Genomic DNA, 19,101 nt, shown 5'->3' on the forward strand with positions numbered 1-19,101 from the left:
ATGAGTGACACGGCGGGCGAACGGGTGAACCTCGCAGCGCGCCGGGCCCGCCAAGTGGTGCACTGGAGAGGCTTCGTGGGAGAGGCCGGGTCGCTTCCCGCCAGCCGTCGGCAGCCATGCCGTGGGTGAGCGACTTCCCCGACGGGCCGGCCGCCCCTCCTCCCGAGTCGGTGGGGAAGCGATCGCGTCCGGTCTTCCCCACCGGTGACACCGTTGAGCCCCGCTACCCGGCAGGTAGCGGGGCTCAACGGGTTTCTAGCGGCGCGCGGAGGCGGTGCGTCCGCGCCGGTACAGGACCGCGCCGCCGACCAGCAGGCCGGTGCTCACGGCCGCCGCGCCCAGCAGCTTCTCGTCCGTGCCGGTCTCGGCGAGCCGGACCTCGGGGGCCGCCGCGTGGACCGGCCGGTCCGCCCGGGGCGAGTGCGGTACGTGCCCGGGTGCCGTGTGCGGCGGCACCGCCTCGCGCTCCCGCGGGCCGGGCTCGGCGGGCCGGGGCTCGGGGTGCTCCGGCGCGCCCGGCGGGCGGGTGCCGGGGTGCTCGTGCTCGTGGGGCTGCCCGCCGCAGCGGTTGCCGAAGGTGGGGTTGAGGACCCCGGCGGCGTCCACGGAGTTGCCGCAGACGTTGACCGGGACCGACACCGGCGCCTTCGCGCTGTTGCCGGACAGGACACCGGGCGACCCACTCGTGGCGCCCTGAGCGGCGGCGCCCGAACCCCCGTAGGAGCCGGCGGGGCCGGGAGAGGCGTGCTGCGCGCCGGGAGAGCCGGGTGTGCCGTGCGGGTGCGGCGCACCGGGCGCCGGGGCGCGGTGGTCGTGGCCCTGCCGGGCGGACGAGGACGTGTTCGCGCACTTGTTGCCGAAGGCGGGGTTGGCGGCTCCGACGGCGTCCACGGAGTTGCCGCAGACGTTGACCGGGACCTCCACCGGCGCTTGCACGCTGTTGCCCGAGAGGATGCCGGGCGAGTTCAGAGCCGGTCCGTCCGCCCCGGACGCGGCGAGCGCGGAGCCGCCGGACAGGGACAGGATGCTCGTGGCGGCCGCGGCCGAGAGCATGCCTTTACTGAGGGCCTGTCGCAATCTAGTGGTCTTTCTCTGTGCGATGGGGTGCCGGCCCCGGAGACGCGAGGCCTCCGGGGCCGGCCGAGACGCAGCTGGAGCAGCTGGGTCGCCGCGTCAGTCGTTGACGCAGGTGTTCCCGAACGCCGGGTTCAGGAGAGCGATGATGTCGACGGTGTTGCCGCACACGTTGACGGGCACGTGGATCGGCACCTGGACGACGTTCCCGGAGAGAACGCCGGGCGAGTTGGCGGCCACACCGGAGGCTCCGGCGTCGGCGAACGCCGGGGCGCCCATGCCCAGAACCATGACGGCACCGGCGACGAGCGTTGCGCTCTTCTTGAGCTTCACAGCTTTTCCCTTCTTTCGGGTCACGCCTAAACGGCGGCCGGGGCCGGACGGGGAGTTCCTGTTCCCGCACCGTGACCTGAGCCCTGCTTAACGAGTGACGCGGGGGGAGGAAACCGAGGTGTTGACCGGCCTCGGAAATTCACTCGAATGCGAGCCGGGCCCGGAAGAACCGGATTCGGCGGCGGAGCAAAAGAAAACTCGGGCCGCCCACCGTGAGGACGGGCGGCCCGAGCGGGTCCTACGGCGTGCCGGATCAGCCGTTGCCGGCGCCGTTGCCCGAGAGGATCGGGATGTCGTCCAGGATGTGCGACAGCGGCTCGTCGCCCTTCGCCTGGGTCGAGTTCTCGGTGCACTGCTGGGTCTGCGGCGCCGAGAGGATCGGGATGTCCTGGATGCCGACGTTGACCAGAGCGACGATGTTCTGGATGTTGAGCTTGGCCGGGAGACCGATGCAGGGCTTGTTCAGCGAGCCCTGGACCAGGGAGAGCTGCGGGCTCATGTCGCCCTTGGTGCCGGAGTTGCCGAACGACTGGACGGCGCCGTTGCCGCTCATCGACTGGGTGCCGGTGTCGTCGCCGATCGCCATCGCCGGGGAGCCGATACCGGCCACGGACACGGCGACCGCGGCTGCTGCCGTTGCCATTGCCTTCTTGAGCATGTGCGGTTCCTTTTTCTGGGGCGAACGCTCGTTACTGCGGCCTGCCCAACTCCCCGCCCCGCGTTTAGTTCCGCCCATTCACTCCATCGGATCTTTCGGGGAACGCCGCGACGACGGATCGCCCGTGAAAACGGCGCACAGAAATGACGGTCGGATTATTCGCAGATCGGCGTTTCACACCCCGCGCGGGACCGCGCATTGGGCCATCGGAGTGAATTTCAGCAACCCCTTCCGCTCCACGGCCGTTGCTCAGTGCGCTCCGAGGACGGGGCTAACTCAGAGAGGAATATCTGTGATCAAGAAGGTTATGACCGCGGCTGCGGTCACGGCTTCCGTCGTCGGCATGTCGGCCGCCGCAGCGCCCACGGCGCTCGCCATCGGCAACGACGGCGGCACCGAGACCATGAGCGGCAACAACGCGGTGCAGTCGTTCGGCAACTCCGCCACGTACGGCAACATGAGCCCGCAGATGGCGCTCATCCAGGGCTCGTTCAACAAGCCCTGCATCGCCCTGCCGGCCAAGCTCAACCTCCAGAACATCGTCGGCCTGGTCAACGTCGGCATCCAGGACATCCCGATCCTCTCGGCGCCGCAGACCCAGCAGTGCACCGAGAACTCGACCCAGGCCAAGGGCGACGAGCCGCTGTCGCACATCCTGGACGACATCCCGATCCTCTCGGGCAACGGCATCGCCAACGACTGACCCCCCGCACCGAAAAGCGGGCCACCGACTTCCTCCTCGGCGGCCCGCTTTTCGGCGTCGGCGGGCAGTCGCGACTTCCTCGCCGAAAGCGGACCATTCAGCACACTTATCCACCGAATGGGCCAATCGCCGCAACCCGAGCCCTGTCATCGAGTTGATGACCATGCGGCTCCGGAGTGGAGCCTCACTCGAAGGGAACCCCTCACCATGAAGAAGCTGCTCGCAACCGCCGCCATCGCCCTGTCGGCCGCCGCGATGTCCGCCACCGCGGTTCCGCAGGCCCTGGCCATCGGCGACGACTCGGGCACCGAGTCCGCCAGCGGGAACGGCGCCCAGCAGTCGTTCGGCAACTCCGGCACCAAGGGCAACATGAGCCCGCAGATGAGCCTGGTCCAGGGCTCGCTGAACAAGCTCTGTGTCGGCCTCCCGGTCAAGGCCAACATCCAGAACATCGTGGCCCTGGTCAACGTCGGCCTCCAGGACATCCCGATCCTCTCGGCGCCGCAGCTGCAGCAGTGCACCGAGAACTCGACGCAGGCCAAGGAAGACGAGCCGCTGTCGCACATCCTGTCCGACATCCCGGTCCTCTCGGGCAACGGTGCCGCCAACCACTGAACCTGAGTACCGCCAGGGGCCGGTCGGACACCGATCGGCCCCTGCGGCCCCGACGGCAACGGAAGGCTTCTGATGCAGCGAATCGCGAAGGCGGGCCTCACGGCGACGGTGGCCGTCGTCTCGGCCCTGGCGCCCGCGGTGGCGACCGCCGCCGAGCGGCCCCAGGTGACGCTGGACCCCACCGCCCGGATCGGCGCCGACCCGTCGGCCGCCGTGGTGTCCGGCACGTACACCTGCCGGGGCGTCAAGGGCGACGCACAGCTGAACGTGACCCTGCGGACCCGGCGCGACCGTACGCCGACGTCCGCCGAGGCCAAGGAGCTCCAGCAGCTCTACGGGCGTCTCGGCCTGGGGAACGCCCCCTCGACCCTGTCGAGCATCACGTCCCGGACGCGGACCGTCGCCGTGTCCTGCGACGGAAGCAGCACCGTGCGCCCCTGGAAGCGCTCCTTCACCGGAGAGTGGAAGAAGGGCGGCACGGCCGAGGCGTCCGTCACGATGATCACCGTCGAGCTTCCCCTGCGGATCAACCGGCTCGCCGACGCCTCGCGTACCGTGACGTTCTCCTAGCGGGGCACCGGTGGCGCGCTGATCCGCGCCGCACCGTTCCGCTGGGCGCTCCGGTGGTGTCACCATGCGGAGTCGGGATGCGGGGGGGGTCGCCCTTTTCAGGGGGCGGAGCGGGAGGCGTGCATGGCGGAAGTGTTCTTGCGGCGGCTGAGCCGTTGGCAGGCGGAGCAGCAGCGGGAGGCGGTCGCCAACCTCTACGTGGAGGCGTATCGGGGCGCGGCCGGAGCCGAGTACCGCGACCGGCAGGGGTTCTTGCGGCGCTTCGAGCACGACGTCCAGCAGCCCGACTTCGACATGGTCGTCGCCGACTCGGGCGGCCTGGTCGGCTGCCTGTACGGGTACCGCGCCGCTCCCACCGGTGAGTGGTGGGAGGGGTTCCGCGGCATCCTGCCGGCCGGCGTCGAGGAGCAGACCGCCTCGGGGCGGGTGTTCCTGCTGGGCGAGCTGATGGTGGCGCCCGCCCACCGCGGGACGGGCGTCGCCACCCGGCTGCGGACGCTGCTCATGGCGCGGCACGCCGCCGATGTCGTCGTCGCCGTGATCAAGCAGGACGACGAGCAGGGGCGGGAGGTCCTGCGGGCCTGGGACTGGGCGAAGCTCGGCGAGTTCGACCCCGGGCGCGAGGGGTGGCTGCGGCCGCCGTCGCCGCTGCCGTGAGCCGGGACGCGGGGGCGCTCGGTCGCTCGCGTGCGGTTGTCCACAGGCCGGGGACCCTCGCCAGCGGATTGTCGGCGGGTGCGGGCACTATGGGGGCATGAGCGAGACGGGTGCCGAGAAGGCCACGGGGTCGAAGTCCATGCCCGACTGGGAGAAGCGGTTCCGGGCGCCGAGGGTGTCGCTGCCGGACTGGGCGCAGGACGCGCCGCAGCGCTCCCTGTTCGTGTCGAACGCGACGGGGACGTACGAGCTGTACGCCTGGGACCGGGCGACGGGCGCCCAGCGCCAGGTGACCGACCGGCCGAACGGCACGACGGACGGCGTGCTGTCGCCCGACGGCGAGTGGATCTGGTGGTTCAACGACAAGGACGGCGACGAGTTCGGCGTGTGGATGCGCCAGCCCTTCGCCGGCGGCCCGGACGAGCCGGCCGTGCCGGACCTCGCCGGTTCGTATCCCGCGGGTCTCGCGCTCGGCAGGGACGGCAGGACCGTGGTCGTCGGCCGCTCGACGGACGAGGACGGCTCGACGATCCACGTCGTGGGGCGCGGCCCGGCCGGCGGCCCCGACGAGGTGGTCGAGGTCTACCGCCACCGCGAGTCGGCGGGCGTCGGCGACCTCTCGCACGACTGCACGCTGATCGCCCTGGAGCACACCGAGCACGGTGACGCCATGCACTCCGCGCTCCGCGTGATCAGGCCCGACGGCTCCACCGTCGCCGAACTGGACGACACCGAGGGTGGCACCGTCGAGCTGGGCCTGGAGGTCCTCGGCTTCGCGCCGGTCGACGGGGACACGCGGCTGCTGGTCGGGCATCAGCGGCGCGGCCGCTGGGAGCCGATGCTGTGGGACGTCGCGTCCGGCGAGGAGAGCGACCTCGCGCTCGGCCTGCCGGGCGACGTGAGCGCCGAGTGGTACGCGGACGGCTCCGCGCTGCTGATCGCCCACGGCTTCGAGGCGCGGGGCGAGCTGTTCCGCTACGACCTCGCCACCCGCGAGCTGGTCCGCATCGAGACGCCGGCGGGCTCGGTGTCGGGCGCCACCGCGCGCCCCGACGGCACCGTGGAGTACATGTGGTCCTCGGCCGCCGAGCCGCCGGTGGTGCGCTCGACCTCGGGCGATGTGGTCCTGGACCCGCCCGGCATGCGGGCGCCGAAGTCCGTCCCGGTGCAGGACGTGTGGGTCGAGGGCCCCGGCGGCCGCATCCACGCCCTCGTCCAGAAGCCGGCCGGCGCGGTGGGGCCGCTCCCCACCGTCTTCGAGGTGCACGGCGGGCCCACCTGGCACGACAGCGACTCCTTCGCGGCGGGCCCGGCGGCCTGGGTCGACCACGGGTACGCGGTGGTCCGGGTCAACTACCGCGGCTCCACGGGGTACGGCCGCGAGTGGACCGACGCGCTCAAGCACCGCGTCGGCCTCATCGAGCTGGAGGACATCGCGGCGGTCCGCCGGTGGGCGGTCGACTCCGGGCTCGCCGACCCCGACCGGCTGGTCCTCGCGGGCGGCTCCTGGGGCGGGTACCTCACGCTGCTGGGCATCGGCACGCAGCCCGACGCCTGGGCGGTGGGCCTGGCCGCGGTGCCCGTCGCGGACTACGTGACGGCGTACCACGACGAGATGGAGGCCCTCAAGGCGATGGACCGCACGCTGCTGGGCGGCACGCCGGAGGAGGTCCCGGAGCGGTTCGCGGCCTCGTCCCCGCTGACCTACGTCGACCAGGTCAAGGCCCCCGTCTACATCTCGGCGGGGGTCAACGACCCGCGCTGCCCGATCCGCCAGATCGACAACTACGTGGACCGGCTGGCCGCGCGCGGCGCGGTCCACGAGGTGTACCGCTATGACGCGGGCCACGGATCGCTGGTGGTGGACGAGCGCATCAAGCAGGTGGCCCTGGAGCTGGACTTCGCGGCGAGGCACCTGGGGGCGGTGGCGGGGCGGGGCTGAGCCCGGCCGGGAAGGCGCTCGGCGAGGGCGACCCCGCGGGTGGGCGGGGCGCGGGGCCCCGTACCGTGGAGGTGTGTACCGGTTTCTGCTGACGCCCCGCTGGTGGGGGATCAACCTCTTCGTCGCGCTGGCCATCCCGTTCTGCGTCTTCATGGGGTCCTGGCAGCTCGGCCGCTTCGAGGACCGCGTACAGGACCACGAGTCCGCGAAGGCGCAGGCGAAGGAGCGGAGCGCGCACGGCCGCGAGGCCGCGGCCCGGCCGCTCGACGCGCTGCTGCCGGTCGACCGGGACACCTCGGGCGAGCGGGCCACGGCCACCGGCCGCTACGGCACACAACTCCTCGTGCCTGATCGGGCGTTGGACGGCAAGCGCGGGTTCTACGTACTGACCCTGCTGCGCACGGACGGCGGCAGGTCGCTGCCCGTGGTCCGCGGCTGGCTCCCCGGCGAGGCCCGCACCGCCAAGGCCCCGGCCGCCCCGCAGGGCGAGGTCACGGTGACCGGCGCCCTCCAGGCCTCCGAGAGCCCCGGCGCCAATGGCGTCAGCGCCGCCGGCGGCCTGCCCCGAGGTCAGCTGGGCGCGATCAGCTCGGCGTCACTGGTCAATCTCGTGCGCGACGACGTGTACGACGCCTGGGTCACCCTCGACAAGGGCGACTCCGGCATGAAGGCGGTCCCGGCGACCGCGCCGGAGAACACCGGCCTGGACCTGAAGGCCTTCCAGAACCTCGGCTACACCGGCGAGTGGTTCGTCTTCGCGGGCTTCGTCGTCTTCATGTGGTTCCGGCTGTTCCGCCGCGAGGCGGAGGTCGCCCGCGACGCGCGCCTGGGCCTGCTGCCCGACCCCGCGGGACCCGCGCCCCGCCCCTGAGGCGGGGGCGGATTCAGGAGGCGGGCAGGATTCCCGTGCGGTAGACCGTGCCCGCGCACGCGTTGGCGACCGTCGCACCCGCCGAGGGGGCGCCCGCCTCCGCGGTCAGGGAGACCACGACGCTTCCGTCGACCACGCCGCCTTCGGAGCGGCCCAGCTGGGGATCCATGCCCCCCTCGGGCGGGCCGCCGTCCGTGGTGCCGCCGTCCGTGGGCGTCGGGTTCGGGGTCGGCTCGCCGCCGTCGGTGGGGCACGCCTCGGCCGGGACCCAGGCGAAGCGGACCTCGTAGGCCGAGCCGGGCTGCAGCACGAGCGGGCTGGCCTCCAGCGAGGGGTCGGGCAGCGCGGCCGCCGCGTCGCCCGCCGTGTGGTCCACCACCGTGACCTTCGCGGGGTCGGCCGCGCCCTGCGCCGTCACGGCGACGGCGCCCGCGGCCTCGACCGTACAGCTGGTGGCGGAGATGTTGGTGACGCGGAAGCTGCCGTACACCTTGTTCTCCGCGTCGGCCGCGCCCGCGCTGCCGGTGGCGCCGAGCTGGGCGGCGGAGCAGACGGGCGAGGTGGCGGCCTCGGAGGCGCCGGGGTCGGGCGACCCCGGGCCGACGCCGCCGGTGGCGCCCTTCCCCTTGCCGTCCTTCTTGCCCTTCTTGTCCTTCTTGTCCTTCTCCTTGGACTTGCCCGGCTTCTTGTCGGAGTCCTTCGGGCCGGAGGCGTGGCCCTTGTCCGGACCGGAGCCGCCCTGCGCTTCCTGGCTGTTGCCCGCGATCGAGGGGCGGTCGTCCGAACCACCCCGGGAGTTGGTGACGTGCACCAGGGCGGGGACGGCCGTGCCGATGAAGAGCGCCGCCGCGGCGAGGCCGACGAGGGCCTGGCGCTTGTGGGCCCGGCGGGCCGGCACCGCCCGCCGCAGGTGTTCGAGGGAGCGCTCGCTCGGCTCGATCTCCTCGACCGCCTGCCGCATCAGCCGCCGCAGCGCCAGCTCGTCGGCGCCGAGGTCGTCCGCTCCCCTCTCCTCGGGACCGGGGATCTCGGGACCGGGGATCTCGGGGCCAGGGGCATCGGGGCCGGCGGCCTCGCGGCCGGGTTCCCTGGGACTTGGGCCGTGATTCACGTTTCCGTTCCCGCCATGCCGCTCGAATCCGCCCTGCTCGTCCTGCTTGCTCATGCCGGGGCCTCCATGGCGACCCTGAGGGCCGCGATGCCGCGCGAACCGTACGCCTTCACCGAGCCCAGGGATATGCCCAGGGTGTCGGCGACCTGCGCCTCGGTCATGTCGGCGAAGTACCGCAGGACGAGCACCTCGCGCTGGCGCCGCTGGAGGCCCTTCATGGCCTTGATCAGCTCGTCGCGCTCCAGCAGGTCGTAGGCGCCTTCCTCGGCGCTCGCCATGTCGGGCATCGGCTTGGAGAGCAGCTTCAGGCCGAGGATGCGCCGGCGCAGGGCGGAGCGCGAGAGGTTGACCACGGTCTGGCGCAGATAGGCCAGGGTCTTCTCGGGGTCCCGCACCCGCTTGCGCGCGGAGTGGACCCGGATGAACGCCTCCTGCACCACGTCCTCGCAGGACGCCGTGTCGTCCAGGAGCAGCGCGGCGAGGCCGAGCAGCGAGCGGTAGTGGGCGCGGTAGGTCTCGGTGAGATGGTCGACTGTGGTGCCCGCGGTCATCGTGTCGTCAGCGCCCTCACGCTGCGCCGGAAGATGAGCGGGGCGCGCTGCGGGCATGGGCGCGATCACCGGCATGCCGCCGGGCGCGCGGGTACGACGAGGGGGACGCAGCGCTGCCGCGCCTCTCGCCTGTACCGCTGTGAAGTCGAGTACCTCTGCCACGCATGTTGGACACGCTTCCCCCCGTCAGGGTTGTACGCGTCCGGCATCGCGTTCGCGGCACGTCGTGCGCGCACCGCTCGGGACGATGCATCAAATGCCCCCATGCCTACCAGCTCTTCCCCTATGCCCCATTTTTCGCGGCGTCCAGGTCACCCCTGAGGGCGCTCGCTAAAGACGCCCCTCGCCGCGCCGCTGGTTGCAATGATCGGACGCGAAATCTTCGAATGCGGAGATGATCCAGTTCAAGCGTCCTGGGCCACCGAGTTGGACACAGAACTTACACAGATCACACAAACTCGTTCGTCGCGGGGCCGCGTAGCGATCAGTTCCGGGGAGAGAACGACCGGGGCACGCGTCGCCCGGATCAGCGCCCGGTGAACTCCGCGGCCACCAGTTCCGCGATCTGCGCGGTGTTCAGGGCGGCCCCCTTGCGGAGGTTGTCCCCGCACACGAAGAGCTCCAGGGCGGTCGGGTCGTCCAGCGCGCGCCGCACGCGGCCCACCCAGGTCGGGTCGGTGCCGACCACGTCGGCGGGGGTCGGGAACTCCCCGGCGGCCGGGTCGTCGAACAGCACGACCCCCGGCGCGGTGGCGAGGATCTCGCGCGCGCGGCCGACCGTGACCTCGCCCTCGAAACGGGCGTGCACGGTCAGGGAGTGCGTCGTCACGACCGGGACGCGCACACAGGTGGCGGCGACGCGCAGCCCCGGCAGGCCGAGGATCTTGCGCGACTCGTCGCGCACCTTCATCTCCTCGGAGGACCAGCCGTCCTCGCGCAGCGACCCGGCCCAGGGCACGACGTTGAGCGCCACGGGCTCCGGGAAGGGCCCGGTGTCCTCGCCCACGGCCCGGCGCACGTCCCCGGGGCTGGTGCCCAGTTCGGAGCCCGCCACGAGCTTCAACTGGCGCCGCAGCGTCTCCACGCCGTCACGTCCCGCGCCGCTCACGGCCTGGTACGAGGAGACGATCAGCTCGCGCAGCCCGAACTCGGCGTGCAGCGCGCCGACGGCGACGATCATCGACAGGGTGGTGCAGTTGGGGTTGGCGACGATGCCGCGCGGGCGCACGCGCGCGGTGTGCGGATTGACCTCGGGGACGACGAGCGGCACGTCCGGGTCCATCCGGAAGGCCGCGGAGTTGTCGACCACGACGACGCCCTTGGCCGCGGCGAGCGGCGCCCACCGCGCGGACACCTCGTCGGGCACGTCGAACATGGCGACGTCGACCCCGTCGAAGACGTCCTCGGACAGCGCGAGGACCTCGACCTGCTCACCGCGCACCGCCAGCTTGCGGCCGGCCGAGCGCGGTGAGGCCACGAGTCGGATCTCGCCCCAGATGTCGGCGTGCTGCGACAGGATCTGGAGCATGACCGTGCCGACGGCCCCGGTCGCCCCGACGACCGCGAGCGTCGGCTTTCGGCTCATCGGCCGGTGCCTCCATAGACCACGGCCTCGTCCGTGTCGGAGTCCAGGCCGAAGGCGGTGTGCACGGCGCGCACGGCCTCGGTGACGTCATCGGCGCGCGTGACGACGGAGATGCGGATCTCGGAGGTCGAGATCAGCTCGATGTTCACGCCCGCGTCGCTGAGGGCCTCGAAGAAGGTCGCCGTGACGCCGGGGTTGGTCTTCATGCCGGCGCCGACGAGGGAGATCTTGGCGATCTGGTCGTCGTAGCGCAGGGAGTCGAAGCCGATGGCCGAGCGGGTCTTCTCCAGGGCGTCGATGGCCTTGCGGCCCTCGTCCTTGGGGAGGGTGAAGGAGATATCGGTCAGGCCCGTCGAGGCGGCCGACACGTTCTGCACGACCATGTCGATGTTGACCTCGGCGTCCGCGATGGCGCGGAAGATCGAGGCGGCCTCGCCCGGCTTGTCCGGCACGCCGACGACCGTGACCTTGGCCTCGGAGGTGTCGTGCGCGACACCGGAGATGATGGCCTGCTCCACCTTGCGGGCTCCTTGCTGTGATTCGTTGCTGACCCAGGTGCCCTGGAGCCCGCTGAAGGACGAGCGCACGTGGATCGGGATGTTGTACCGGCGGGCGTACTCCACGCAGCGGTGGAGCAGCACCTTGGACCCGGAGCTGGCGAGCTCCAGCATGTCCTCGAACGAGATCCAGTCGATCTTCCGCGCCTTCTTGACCACGCGGGGGTCGGCGGTGAAGACACCGTCGACGTCCGTGTAGATCTCGCAGACCTCGGCGTCGAGGGCGGCGGCGAGGGCGACGGCGGTCGTGTCCGACCCGCCGCGGCCCAGCGTGGTGATGTTCTTGCCCTCCTGGCTGACGCCCTGGAACCCGGCGACGATGGCGATGTTGCCCTCGTCGATCGAGGTCCTGATCCGCCCGGGGGTGACATCGATGATCCGCGCCTTGTTGTGGACGGAGTCGGTGATGACGCCGGCCTGGCTGCCGGTGAACGACTGCGCCTCGTGGCCCAGGTTTTTGATCGCCATGGCCAGCAGAGCCATGGAGATCCGCTCTCCGGCGGTCAGCAGCATGTCGAATTCGCGTCCGGCAGGGATCGGGGATACCTGTCCGGCGAGATCGATCAACTCATCCGTCGTGTCGCCCATCGCCGACACCACGACGACGACCTGATGGCCGTTCTTCTTGGCGTCGACGATTCTCTTGGCGACCCGCTTGATGCCCTCGGCATCGGCTACGGAGGAGCCTCCGTACTTCTGCACGACAAGGCCCACGTGCGCTCCTCGCTCAATCCGTTGTGCGGTCGGCTCAGTTTAACGAGCGACCGAAATTCGCCTCGCGGATATCACATCGTGAGATGTTCCGCTCACCGCTCGATCACCCCAGGGCATACGTGCCCGCTGGTCGGGTCGTACGTTCCGGTCGCTCGGCTTGGCACATGCCCGCTGTGGAGCACCGCACTCCGGAAAGTGGGGCGGCTCACAGGCGGCCCTAGCGCACCGGCTTGACCGTGTGCAGGCCGAGCGGGCCCGCGATCTCCTCGGCCATGACCCGGCCGGCCGCCTCGGCGAGCGCGTCCTCGGTCAGGTCCTCGTCGGTGTCCAGGCCGTCGAGGTCCTCCAGGGGCTGGTTCAGCCGGACGTGGGCGACCAGGGACTGGAGCGCGCGCAGGGCGGCGGACGCCGTGCCGCCCCAGTTGGAGAAGTACGAGAACTGCCACCACCACAGCGCCTCGACCGTGCGGCCGGCGCGGTAGTGGGCCAGGCCGTGCGAGAGGTCCGCCACGACGTCCGCGAGGTCGTCCGAGATGCGGGCGGGCACGGGCGCCTTGCGGGGCTCGTAGGGGTCGAAGACCTCGGAGTAGACGTCGACCGGCTCCAGGAGCACCGCGAGGCGCTCGCGGAGGTCGTCCACGTCCTGCTCGGGGCCGGGGTCCGGTTCGTACCGCTCCTCGGGGACGATGTCCTCGTGGGCGCCGAGGCGCCCGCCGGCCAGCAGGAGCTGGGAGACCTCCAGGAGGAGGAAGGGGACGGCCGAGTCCGGCTCGGCGCCCGTGGCGACCTCCCTGACCGAGACGATGAAGCTCTCGATCTGGTCGGAGATCTGCACCGCGAAGTCGTCCGGGTTCTGGTTCTCGCTGGTCGCGTGCAGCGTGGCGTCAGACATCTAGGAGTCGTCTCCCCTCGAAAGCGCGGCCCAGGGTGACCTCGTCCGCGTACTCCAGATCTCCCCCGACAGGGAGCCCGCTGGCCAGGCGGGTGACTTTCAGGCCCATGGGCTTGATCATGCGGGCGAGGTACGTCGCCGTGGCCTCGCCCTCCAGGTTCGGGTCCGTCGCCAGGATCAGTTCCGTGACCGTGCCGTCCGCGAGCCTCGCCAGCAGTTCCCGTATCCGCAGGTCGTCCGGGCCGACGCCCTCGATCGGGCTGATCGCCCCGCCGAGCACGTGGTACTTCCCGCGGAACTCGCGGGTCCGCTCGATCGCCACGACGTCCTTGGGCTCCTCGACGACACAGATGACCGAGGGGTCGCGGCGCGGGTCGCGGCAGATGCCGCAGAACTCCTCCTGCGCGACGTTCCCACACGTCGCGCAGAAGCGGACCTTGTCCTTCACCTCCAGCAGGGCGTGCGCGAGGCGGCGCACGTCCGTGGGCTCCGTCTGGAGGATGTGGAAGGCGATCCGCTGCGCGCTCTTGGGACCGACGCCGGGCAGCCTGCCCAACTCGTCGATGAGGTCCTGGACCACGCCTTCGTACAACGGATCGCCTTTCCGAAAGGTCTTGAGGAGACTGCCGACTCTCTACGTACGGTAGATGGCCGAGGGGTTTCTTAGAAGGGAAGGCCCGGGATGCCTCCGCCGCCCAGGCCCTGGGTGAGCGGTCCGAGCTTCTGCTGCTGGAGCGTCTGCGCGTTCTCGTTCGCCGCCTGGACCGCGGCGACCACCAGGTCCGCCAGGGTCTCGGTGTCCTCCGGGTCGACGGCCTTGGGGTCGATCACCAGGCCGCGCAGCTCGCCGGAGCCGGTGACCGTCGCCTTGACGAGGCCGCCGCCCGCCTGGCCGTCGACCTCCGTGCGCGCGAGCTCCTCCTGCGCGGCCGCGAGGTCCTGCTGCATCTTCTGGGCCTGCTGGAGCAGCTGCTGCATGTTGGGCTGGCCACCACCGGGGATCACGATCAGCTCCCTTTCCTACGGGTTCATGGGGCTAGGGGTTCATGGGCGGGGTTTTCCGCTTGAAACGAGCCTACGTGGTCAGGGGTGCCGTCGCCCCAGCACTCTTTCGGGTGAGAACGGCCGACCTCCTATACCTGATCAAGCGCCTCTTCCGGGCGGAAAAGCCGTGAACCGGGGCTCAGGGCCACCCATTGGGCGGTAGGACTTGGGGCACCGCATCGGTACGGAACGTTGCGTCGCCGCAGGAGAACAGTCACGGATCTCGTAGAGGAGTGCCGGGTGAGCCAGCCGGAGATGCAGCCCGAGGGGGTGCCCCCCGAGGGTCAGGGGGCGGGTGCCGGTGCCGGTGCGGGCGGGCGGCGGCTGGGGGATCTGGCCGGGCGGGCCTTTCCGGCGGGCGACTGGGGCGAGCCCGCCGTGCGCCTGGACGAGCTGTACCGCTGGGTGGAGCGCAGCGCCCTGGAGACGGCGCAGTGGTATCTCACCGATCGCGGCCACAAGCGGCGCGGGGCGCGCCTGCTGCGGGCGGGCGCCGCGCTGGGCGGCGTGGGCGCGGGCGTGCTGCCGCTGCTCGATCTGGCCGGAGCGGTGGCGGGGGTGGCCACCTGGGGGTTCGTGGCGCTGCTCGCCGGGGTGGCGTGCGTGGGGTGCGACCGGTTCTTCGGGCTCACGTCGGGCTGGATGCGGGACGTGGCCACCGCGCAGGCCGTGCAGCGGCGGTTGCAGGCGTTCCAGTTCGACTGGGCGTCGGAGAGCGTGCGCGAGGTGCTCGGGCCGACGGACGGCACGGCCGGGGAGGCGGCGGAGCGGTGCCTCGGGGTGCTGCGGAAGTTCTCCGAGGACCTGGCGGAGCTGGTGCGCGTGGAGACCTCGGACTGGATGGTGGAGTTCCGGGCCGGCCCCGTGCCGCTGGTCATGCAGGCGATGGTGCCCGGGGTGCCGCCCCGGGAGGTCCATGCCGTGCCGGGGCGGTTCCCGCTGCCGCCCGGGGCGCGGCCGAACATGCCGCGCCAGCGGCCGCCGGAGCCCCGGTAGTGCCCGGGGCCCCTTGTTCTCGGCGTTCTCGGCGTTCTCGGCGTTCTCGGCGGCTCGTGTCCTGTGCTCGGCGGCTTGGCGCGCTCAGCTGTAGATGATCATCGAGCCCTGGGCGAGGCTGCGGGTCGTGGCCGCGTGCAGGCCCAGCCAGACATGGCGTTCCCGGGCGAAGGGGCTCGCGTCCGCGGGGGCGGGCGCCGCCGGTTCCTCCAGGGCGGTCGGCGCCGCGGGCGGCATCGGGGCCTGGGGAGGGTTCGCCGGGTCTATGCCGATCGACGGGGCGACGAACTCCAGCTCGCGCAGGAGCGCCTGCGAGGAGCCCAGCGGGCCGCCCCCGGCGAGCAGCTCGTCGTTCGACAGCGGCGCCGGGAAGTCCACCGGGACGTACGCGCCGGCGTGGTCGTAGTGCCAGACCAGGTGCGACTGCTGGGCCGTGGCGTCGAACATCTCCAGGAGCTGCTCGTAGTCACCGCCCAGCGCGTCCACCGGCGTGACCTCCAGGCCGCAGATCCGCAGGAGGTAGGCGCGGCGCAGGAAGTGCAGCGCGTCGTAGTCGAAACCCGCGACCGGGGCGACGTCGCCGGACAGGCCCGGCATGTACGCGAAGACGGGGACGGACGGCAGACCGGCCGCGTGGAGCGCCTTGTCGTAGGCGGCGATCTCTTCCGCGAAGGGGTTGTCGGGGCTGTGGCACAACACGTCGACGAGCGGGACCAGCCACAGGTCGCAGGCCAAGAAGACTCCTCGGGTCGGATCGGGGTACGCCTGTATGTCCAGGTATGTACGTACGGACGCACCTGTGTGTGCGTAGCTGTGCGTTGCCTCGCGTGCTGGCAGCGTAGTGCCGCCCCCCGGCCGCTAGCTGCCCCCGTGCGCGTTCCGGTCGCCGCGGTCGGTGCTCTCGTACAGGTCCCATACCCACACACCGTCGACCCACCGCGCCGGCCGTCCGACGAGTGCCTCGACGGTCGTGCGCAGGGCCGCGTCGTGCTGCTGCGGGGGCAGGACGAGGACGCCCGCGCGCCAGAACTCCAGATCGGCGCGGGCCGCCTCGCGCCAGGCCGGGGTGATCTTCGGGACGCGGCCCGTGTCGGCGACGTGGCGCAGGAGGTTGGAGGTGTTGCGAGGCACGGGGCCGTAGATGCCGACGCGGTCCGGGCCCCAGGGGCCGTTGAAGTAGCCGCCGGGCAGGCGGAAGCCGAGGCCGGCGACGGTCTGCCAGTGCAGGGCCTCCGCGTGGGCCGCGTCGGGCACCGGGATCGGTACGAGCGTCTCGTCCGCGCCGAGGTGGGCGCGCCAGGTGCCCCGCGCGATGAACGGCGGCACCTCGGCCCGGTCCACGGCGTCGAGCGGCACGGGCACGATCGGCAGCAGGGCGAGGGCGACGGCGGCGAGACCCGCGTACCGGGCGGATCGCGGGCCGCCCGCCCGGGGTGCCAGCAGGCGGTCGAGCGCCAGCGCGAGCAGCATGCCGAGCGCCGGGGCGCACACCATCGCCACGCGCCCCTCGATGACGGACTCGAAGAGCGGGCGGTGCCGGATCGCCGCCCACGGGCCCGGCAGGACGATGTCGGTCAGCGGGATCCGGAACTTCGGGCCGAGCGAGAGCAACGCCGCCCCGAGCGCGGTGCAGGCGAGCGCCTTGACCACCGCCCGCTCCCCCATGCGTACGACGATCGCGAAGGCCAGGGCGGTGAGGGGCCACCCGTAGAAGGCGTTCTGCTCGGTGCGGTTCAGGGCGAGGGCGTCGGCGCTCTCGGCGGCGCCCGCGAGGGAGCGCTCCGCGAAGGCGACGAACGCGAGCGGGCTGTTGCCCGCGCCGTCGCCGTGCAGCACGCTCTGATAGCTCTGGGCGCCGAAGAACTGCCAGTACAGGGGGTAGGCGACCAGCGGGAGGGCGACGGCCAGGGCCACGCCGACGCCCCGGGCGAGCGGGCGCCAGGACCGCCGCGCCACGTCCCTGCGGGCGAGTGCGTAGGCGAGGGCGAACAGCAGCATGCCGAGCGCGGCGAGCAGCAGCGGTTCCTCGCCGAGGAAGATCTGATACGCCGTGAACAGGCCGAGGACGACTCCGTCGCGTACGACCCTGGTGCCCTCGCACAGCCGCAGCGCCCTGTCGATGATCAGCGGGATCATGAACAGGACGATGAAGTTCGGGTGGGCGGTGGCGTGGCTGACCATCGGGGGCGCGAAGGCCGCGAGGGCCGCGCCGACGGCGGCCGCGCCCCGGTGGGCGACCAGCCGCCGGCGGATCAGCCAGTACCAGGCGACGGCGGTGGCGGCCAGGCCGCCGGTCATCGCCATGTTCAGGGCGAACGCCGGGCCCAGGAGCCAGGTCACGGGGGCCAGCGGGACGGAGAGGCCGAGCATGACCGTGTTGGCCATGAGGTTCACGCCGTCCGGGAAGTTCTGGAGGGTGGTGAAGAGCGGGTTGTGCAGGTGGCGGACGTTGTCCGCCGTCACCGCGAAGAACCACTCCCACTGGTTCTGGTCCTGCATGGAGTCCGGGATGTAGCGGTGGGCCGGCGAGATCCAGCGCTGTGCGTACAGGACGACCGACAGGATCAGGAAGAGGAGCGCGACCAGGACGTCCGCGCGGTGCGGGGTGCGAGGGCCGCGGCGGCGGGTCGCGTCCTGGCTCGCGCGCCGGGGGCGGATCGCGCGGGCCTTGAGGAGGGTCAGTTCGGCGAGGACCTTGACGTAGTCCAGCGGGCGGACCTTCGAGCCCTCCTGGTGGGACCAGCGCACGGGCACCTCGGCGACCGGCCAGCCCGCCCGGCGGAAGTACTGGAGTATCTCGACGTCTATGCCCCAGCCGCGCAGCCGGGAGGCGGCGAAGGCCTCGCGGGCGCGGTCGCCGTCGAAGAGCTTGAAGCCGCACTGGGTGTCGCGGACTCCGGGGACGGCGACCGAGCGTATGAGGAAGTTGCCGGTCCGGCCGAGCAGCTCGCGCAGGCGGTGCTGGTGGGCGCCGATGGTGGCGCCCGGCCGGGCGCGGGAGCCGATCGCCGCGGTGTGGCCGTCCGCGAGCGCCTTGTCGAGGTGGTCCAGCTCCGCGATGGGCGCGGCGAGGTCGGCGTCGGTGATCAGGACGCGGCGGCCCCGGGAGGCCAGGACGCCCAGGCGCAGGGCGTGGCCCTTGCCCTGGTTGCGCTCCGCGCGGATCAGGCGGACGCGGGGGTCGGCGGTGGCGGCCTCGGCGGCGATCTCGGCGGTGCGGTCGGTGGAGCCGTCGTCCACGACGATCAGTTCCCATGTGGGGTCGTCGGGGGTGCGCTTGGCCGGGGCGGGGCGGGCGTCTGCGGTGGGGCTGTGGGGGCTGGCGGGGCGTTCGTCCGTGGCGGGGGCCTCGTGACTGGCGGGGCTTTCGTTCCGGTGGAGCGTGTCGAGGTGGGTTCTTATGGCCGTGAGGGTGGGGGCGAGGCGGTGCTCCTCGTTGTACGCGGGGACGACGACCGTCAGGTCGTGGGTGCTCATGCCGCGGCCAGCCGCTCTATCAGGGACAAGGAGTGCGCGTTGTACTCCCTGACGATGACGTGCGCGGCGGCGGGCTCGCGGCGGGCGAGGGCGTCGACCAGCTCCGTGTGCCGGGACCACAGCGCGCCGCGCAGCTCGCCGCCGCCCTCCTCGCTCCAGCGGCGCAGGTGGGTGACGGCGCAGACCCAGGACTTCACGCGCAGGCGGTGCAGGAAGTCGGAGAGGTGGGGGTTGCCGAAGAGGGCGCTCAGCTCGCGCCAGAAGCGCAGGTCGTAGCCGATCAGGACGTTCAGGTCGCCCGCGCAGGCCGCGCGGGCCGCCTCCTCGCCCCTGCGGCGTACGGAGAGCAGCGCGTCGCTCATGTCGCCGCGGGCGTCGCCGTGCCGCGCCAGGTCGCGGAACATGCCGTCGGCTATCAGGCCCCGGGCCTCCAGCATGCGGCGGTAGTCGTCCAGGGTGTGCTCGTGGACGCGGAAGCCGCGGTGCTGGTCGGCGTCCAGGAGGCCCTGCGCCGTGAGGTTCACCAGGGCCTCGCGTACGGGGGTCGCGGAGACGCCGTACTGCTCGGCGATCTCCTTGACCGTGAACTCCTGGCCGGGCTCCAGGCGGCCGGCGAGGACCTCGTCGCGCAGGGCGTCGGCGATCTGCTGGCGCAGAGTGCTGCGGATGACGGCGGGGCCGTCGGTGCCGGGCATCTGGGTTCCCCCACGGAGTCTGGCGTGGTCGCCTGGTGCGGTCGTCTTTCCTGGCC

20 protein-coding genes are annotated in these 19,101 nt (G+C 72.1%); 7 read left to right on the forward strand and 13 right to left on the reverse strand.

Annotation, left to right across the window (positions count from 1 at the left end; genetic code table 11):
• Positions 1 to 255 precede the first annotated feature (255 nt).
• The 3 genes from ACZ516_RS19165 to ACZ516_RS19175 form a co-directional block, all read right to left on the reverse strand.
• The gene (locus ACZ516_RS19165; protein ID WP_469011171.1) at positions 256 to 1,053 is read right to left on the reverse strand and encodes a chaplin; all 798 of its coding nucleotides are present in this window, start codon (positions 1,051 to 1,053) and stop codon (positions 256 to 258) included.
• A 120-nt stretch (positions 1,054 to 1,173) separates the two neighbouring features.
• Positions 1,174 to 1,365: a chaplin gene (locus tag ACZ516_RS19170; protein WP_467465619.1), complete on the reverse strand. Its 192-nt coding sequence runs from the start codon at positions 1,363 to 1,365 to the stop codon at positions 1,174 to 1,176.
• A 295-nt stretch (positions 1,366 to 1,660) separates the two neighbouring features.
• A complete protein-coding gene (locus ACZ516_RS19175) occupies positions 1,661 to 2,065 on the reverse strand; it encodes a rodlin (RefSeq protein ID WP_361079923.1) in 405 nt (134 codons plus the stop codon).
• 292 nt (positions 2,066 to 2,357) lie between these two features.
• On the opposite strand from ACZ516_RS19175, the gene ACZ516_RS19180 reads away from it, so the two are divergent.
• From ACZ516_RS19180 to ACZ516_RS19205, 6 genes are all read left to right on the forward strand, one after another.
• Positions 2,358 to 2,768, forward strand: a complete 411-nt coding sequence (locus ACZ516_RS19180) for a rodlin (protein ID WP_358698387.1) — start codon at positions 2,358 to 2,360, stop codon at positions 2,766 to 2,768.
• A 207-nt stretch (positions 2,769 to 2,975) separates the two neighbouring features.
• Positions 2,976 to 3,383 carry a rodlin gene (locus ACZ516_RS19185; protein ID WP_469011172.1) on the forward strand — a complete coding sequence of 136 codons (408 nt, stop codon included), beginning with the start codon at positions 2,976 to 2,978 and terminating at the stop codon, positions 3,381 to 3,383.
• 72 nt (positions 3,384 to 3,455) lie between these two features.
• Positions 3,456 to 3,953, forward strand: a complete 498-nt coding sequence (locus ACZ516_RS19190) for a hypothetical protein (protein ID WP_361079920.1) — start codon at positions 3,456 to 3,458, stop codon at positions 3,951 to 3,953.
• Between the two features lie 123 nt (positions 3,954 to 4,076).
• Complete coding sequence (locus ACZ516_RS19195; RefSeq protein ID WP_361079918.1) at positions 4,077 to 4,610, forward strand: GNAT family N-acetyltransferase; 534 nt, start codon at positions 4,077 to 4,079, stop codon at positions 4,608 to 4,610.
• Between the two features lie 97 nt (positions 4,611 to 4,707).
• Positions 4,708 to 6,552 (forward strand): S9 family peptidase, encoded by a 1,845-nt coding sequence (locus ACZ516_RS19200; RefSeq protein ID WP_358582812.1) that lies wholly within the window; start codon positions 4,708 to 4,710, stop codon positions 6,550 to 6,552.
• A 73-nt stretch (positions 6,553 to 6,625) separates the two neighbouring features.
• Positions 6,626 to 7,423, forward strand: a complete 798-nt coding sequence (locus tag ACZ516_RS19205; RefSeq protein ID WP_469011173.1) for an SURF1 family protein — start codon at positions 6,626 to 6,628, stop codon at positions 7,421 to 7,423.
• 13 nt (positions 7,424 to 7,436) lie between these two features.
• Here ACZ516_RS19205 and ACZ516_RS19210 read toward each other — a convergent pair whose 3' ends face one another.
• From ACZ516_RS19210 to ACZ516_RS19240, 7 genes are all read right to left on the reverse strand, one after another.
• The gene (locus ACZ516_RS19210) at positions 7,437 to 8,588 is read right to left on the reverse strand and encodes a hypothetical protein (protein WP_469011174.1); all 1,152 of its coding nucleotides are present in this window, start codon (positions 8,586 to 8,588) and stop codon (positions 7,437 to 7,439) included.
• Positions 8,585 to 9,247, reverse strand: coding sequence for a SigE family RNA polymerase sigma factor (locus ACZ516_RS19215; RefSeq protein WP_358582804.1), 663 nt, complete (start codon positions 9,245 to 9,247; stop codon positions 8,585 to 8,587). Before ACZ516_RS19215 ends, ACZ516_RS19210 begins: the two co-directional genes overlap by 4 nt.
• Positions 9,248 to 9,611: 364 nt before the next feature.
• The gene (locus ACZ516_RS19220) at positions 9,612 to 10,670 is read right to left on the reverse strand and encodes an aspartate-semialdehyde dehydrogenase (protein WP_358697704.1); all 1,059 of its coding nucleotides are present in this window, start codon (positions 10,668 to 10,670) and stop codon (positions 9,612 to 9,614) included.
• The gene (locus ACZ516_RS19225; protein ID WP_358582800.1) at positions 10,667 to 11,941 is read right to left on the reverse strand and encodes an aspartate kinase; all 1,275 of its coding nucleotides are present in this window, start codon (positions 11,939 to 11,941) and stop codon (positions 10,667 to 10,669) included. The genes ACZ516_RS19220 and ACZ516_RS19225 overlap by 4 nt, the downstream gene beginning before the upstream one ends.
• 217 nt (positions 11,942 to 12,158) lie before the next feature.
• On the reverse strand, positions 12,159 to 12,833 hold the full coding sequence (locus ACZ516_RS19230) for a DUF5063 domain-containing protein (RefSeq protein WP_358582797.1): 675 nt from the start codon (positions 12,831 to 12,833) through the stop codon (positions 12,159 to 12,161).
• Positions 12,826 to 13,425 (reverse strand): recombination mediator RecR, encoded by a 600-nt coding sequence (recR, locus tag ACZ516_RS19235; protein ID WP_358582795.1) that lies wholly within the window; start codon positions 13,423 to 13,425, stop codon positions 12,826 to 12,828. Before recR ends, ACZ516_RS19230 begins: the two co-directional genes overlap by 8 nt.
• Positions 13,426 to 13,496: 71 nt before the next feature.
• Complete coding sequence (locus tag ACZ516_RS19240) at positions 13,497 to 13,838, reverse strand: YbaB/EbfC family nucleoid-associated protein (protein WP_358582793.1); 342 nt, start codon at positions 13,836 to 13,838, stop codon at positions 13,497 to 13,499.
• Positions 13,839 to 14,117: 279 nt separating this feature from the next.
• Here ACZ516_RS19240 and ACZ516_RS19245 point away from each other — a divergent pair, with 279 nt between their 5' ends.
• Positions 14,118 to 14,873 (forward strand): SLATT domain-containing protein, encoded by a 756-nt coding sequence (locus ACZ516_RS19245; protein ID WP_358582791.1) that lies wholly within the window; start codon positions 14,118 to 14,120, stop codon positions 14,871 to 14,873.
• A gap of 84 nt (positions 14,874 to 14,957) precedes the next feature.
• Here the strand turns inward: ACZ516_RS19245 and ACZ516_RS19250 are convergent, their stop codons facing one another.
• The 3 genes from ACZ516_RS19250 to ACZ516_RS19260 form a co-directional block, all read right to left on the reverse strand.
• Positions 14,958 to 15,608, reverse strand: a complete 651-nt coding sequence (locus ACZ516_RS19250) for a hypothetical protein (RefSeq protein WP_358582788.1) — start codon at positions 15,606 to 15,608, stop codon at positions 14,958 to 14,960.
• A gap of 123 nt (positions 15,609 to 15,731) precedes the next feature.
• Positions 15,732 to 18,350 carry a glycosyltransferase gene (locus ACZ516_RS19255; protein ID WP_469011175.1) on the reverse strand — a complete coding sequence of 873 codons (2,619 nt, stop codon included), beginning with the start codon at positions 18,348 to 18,350 and terminating at the stop codon, positions 15,732 to 15,734.
• On the reverse strand, positions 18,347 to 19,045 hold the full coding sequence (locus tag ACZ516_RS19260; protein ID WP_358698052.1) for a GntR family transcriptional regulator: 699 nt from the start codon (positions 19,043 to 19,045) through the stop codon (positions 18,347 to 18,349). The genes ACZ516_RS19255 and ACZ516_RS19260 overlap by 4 nt, the downstream gene beginning before the upstream one ends.
• Positions 19,046 to 19,101: the final 56 nt, after the last annotated feature.

It is taken from the genome of Streptomyces sp. NPDC034037, from assembly GCF_055575715.1.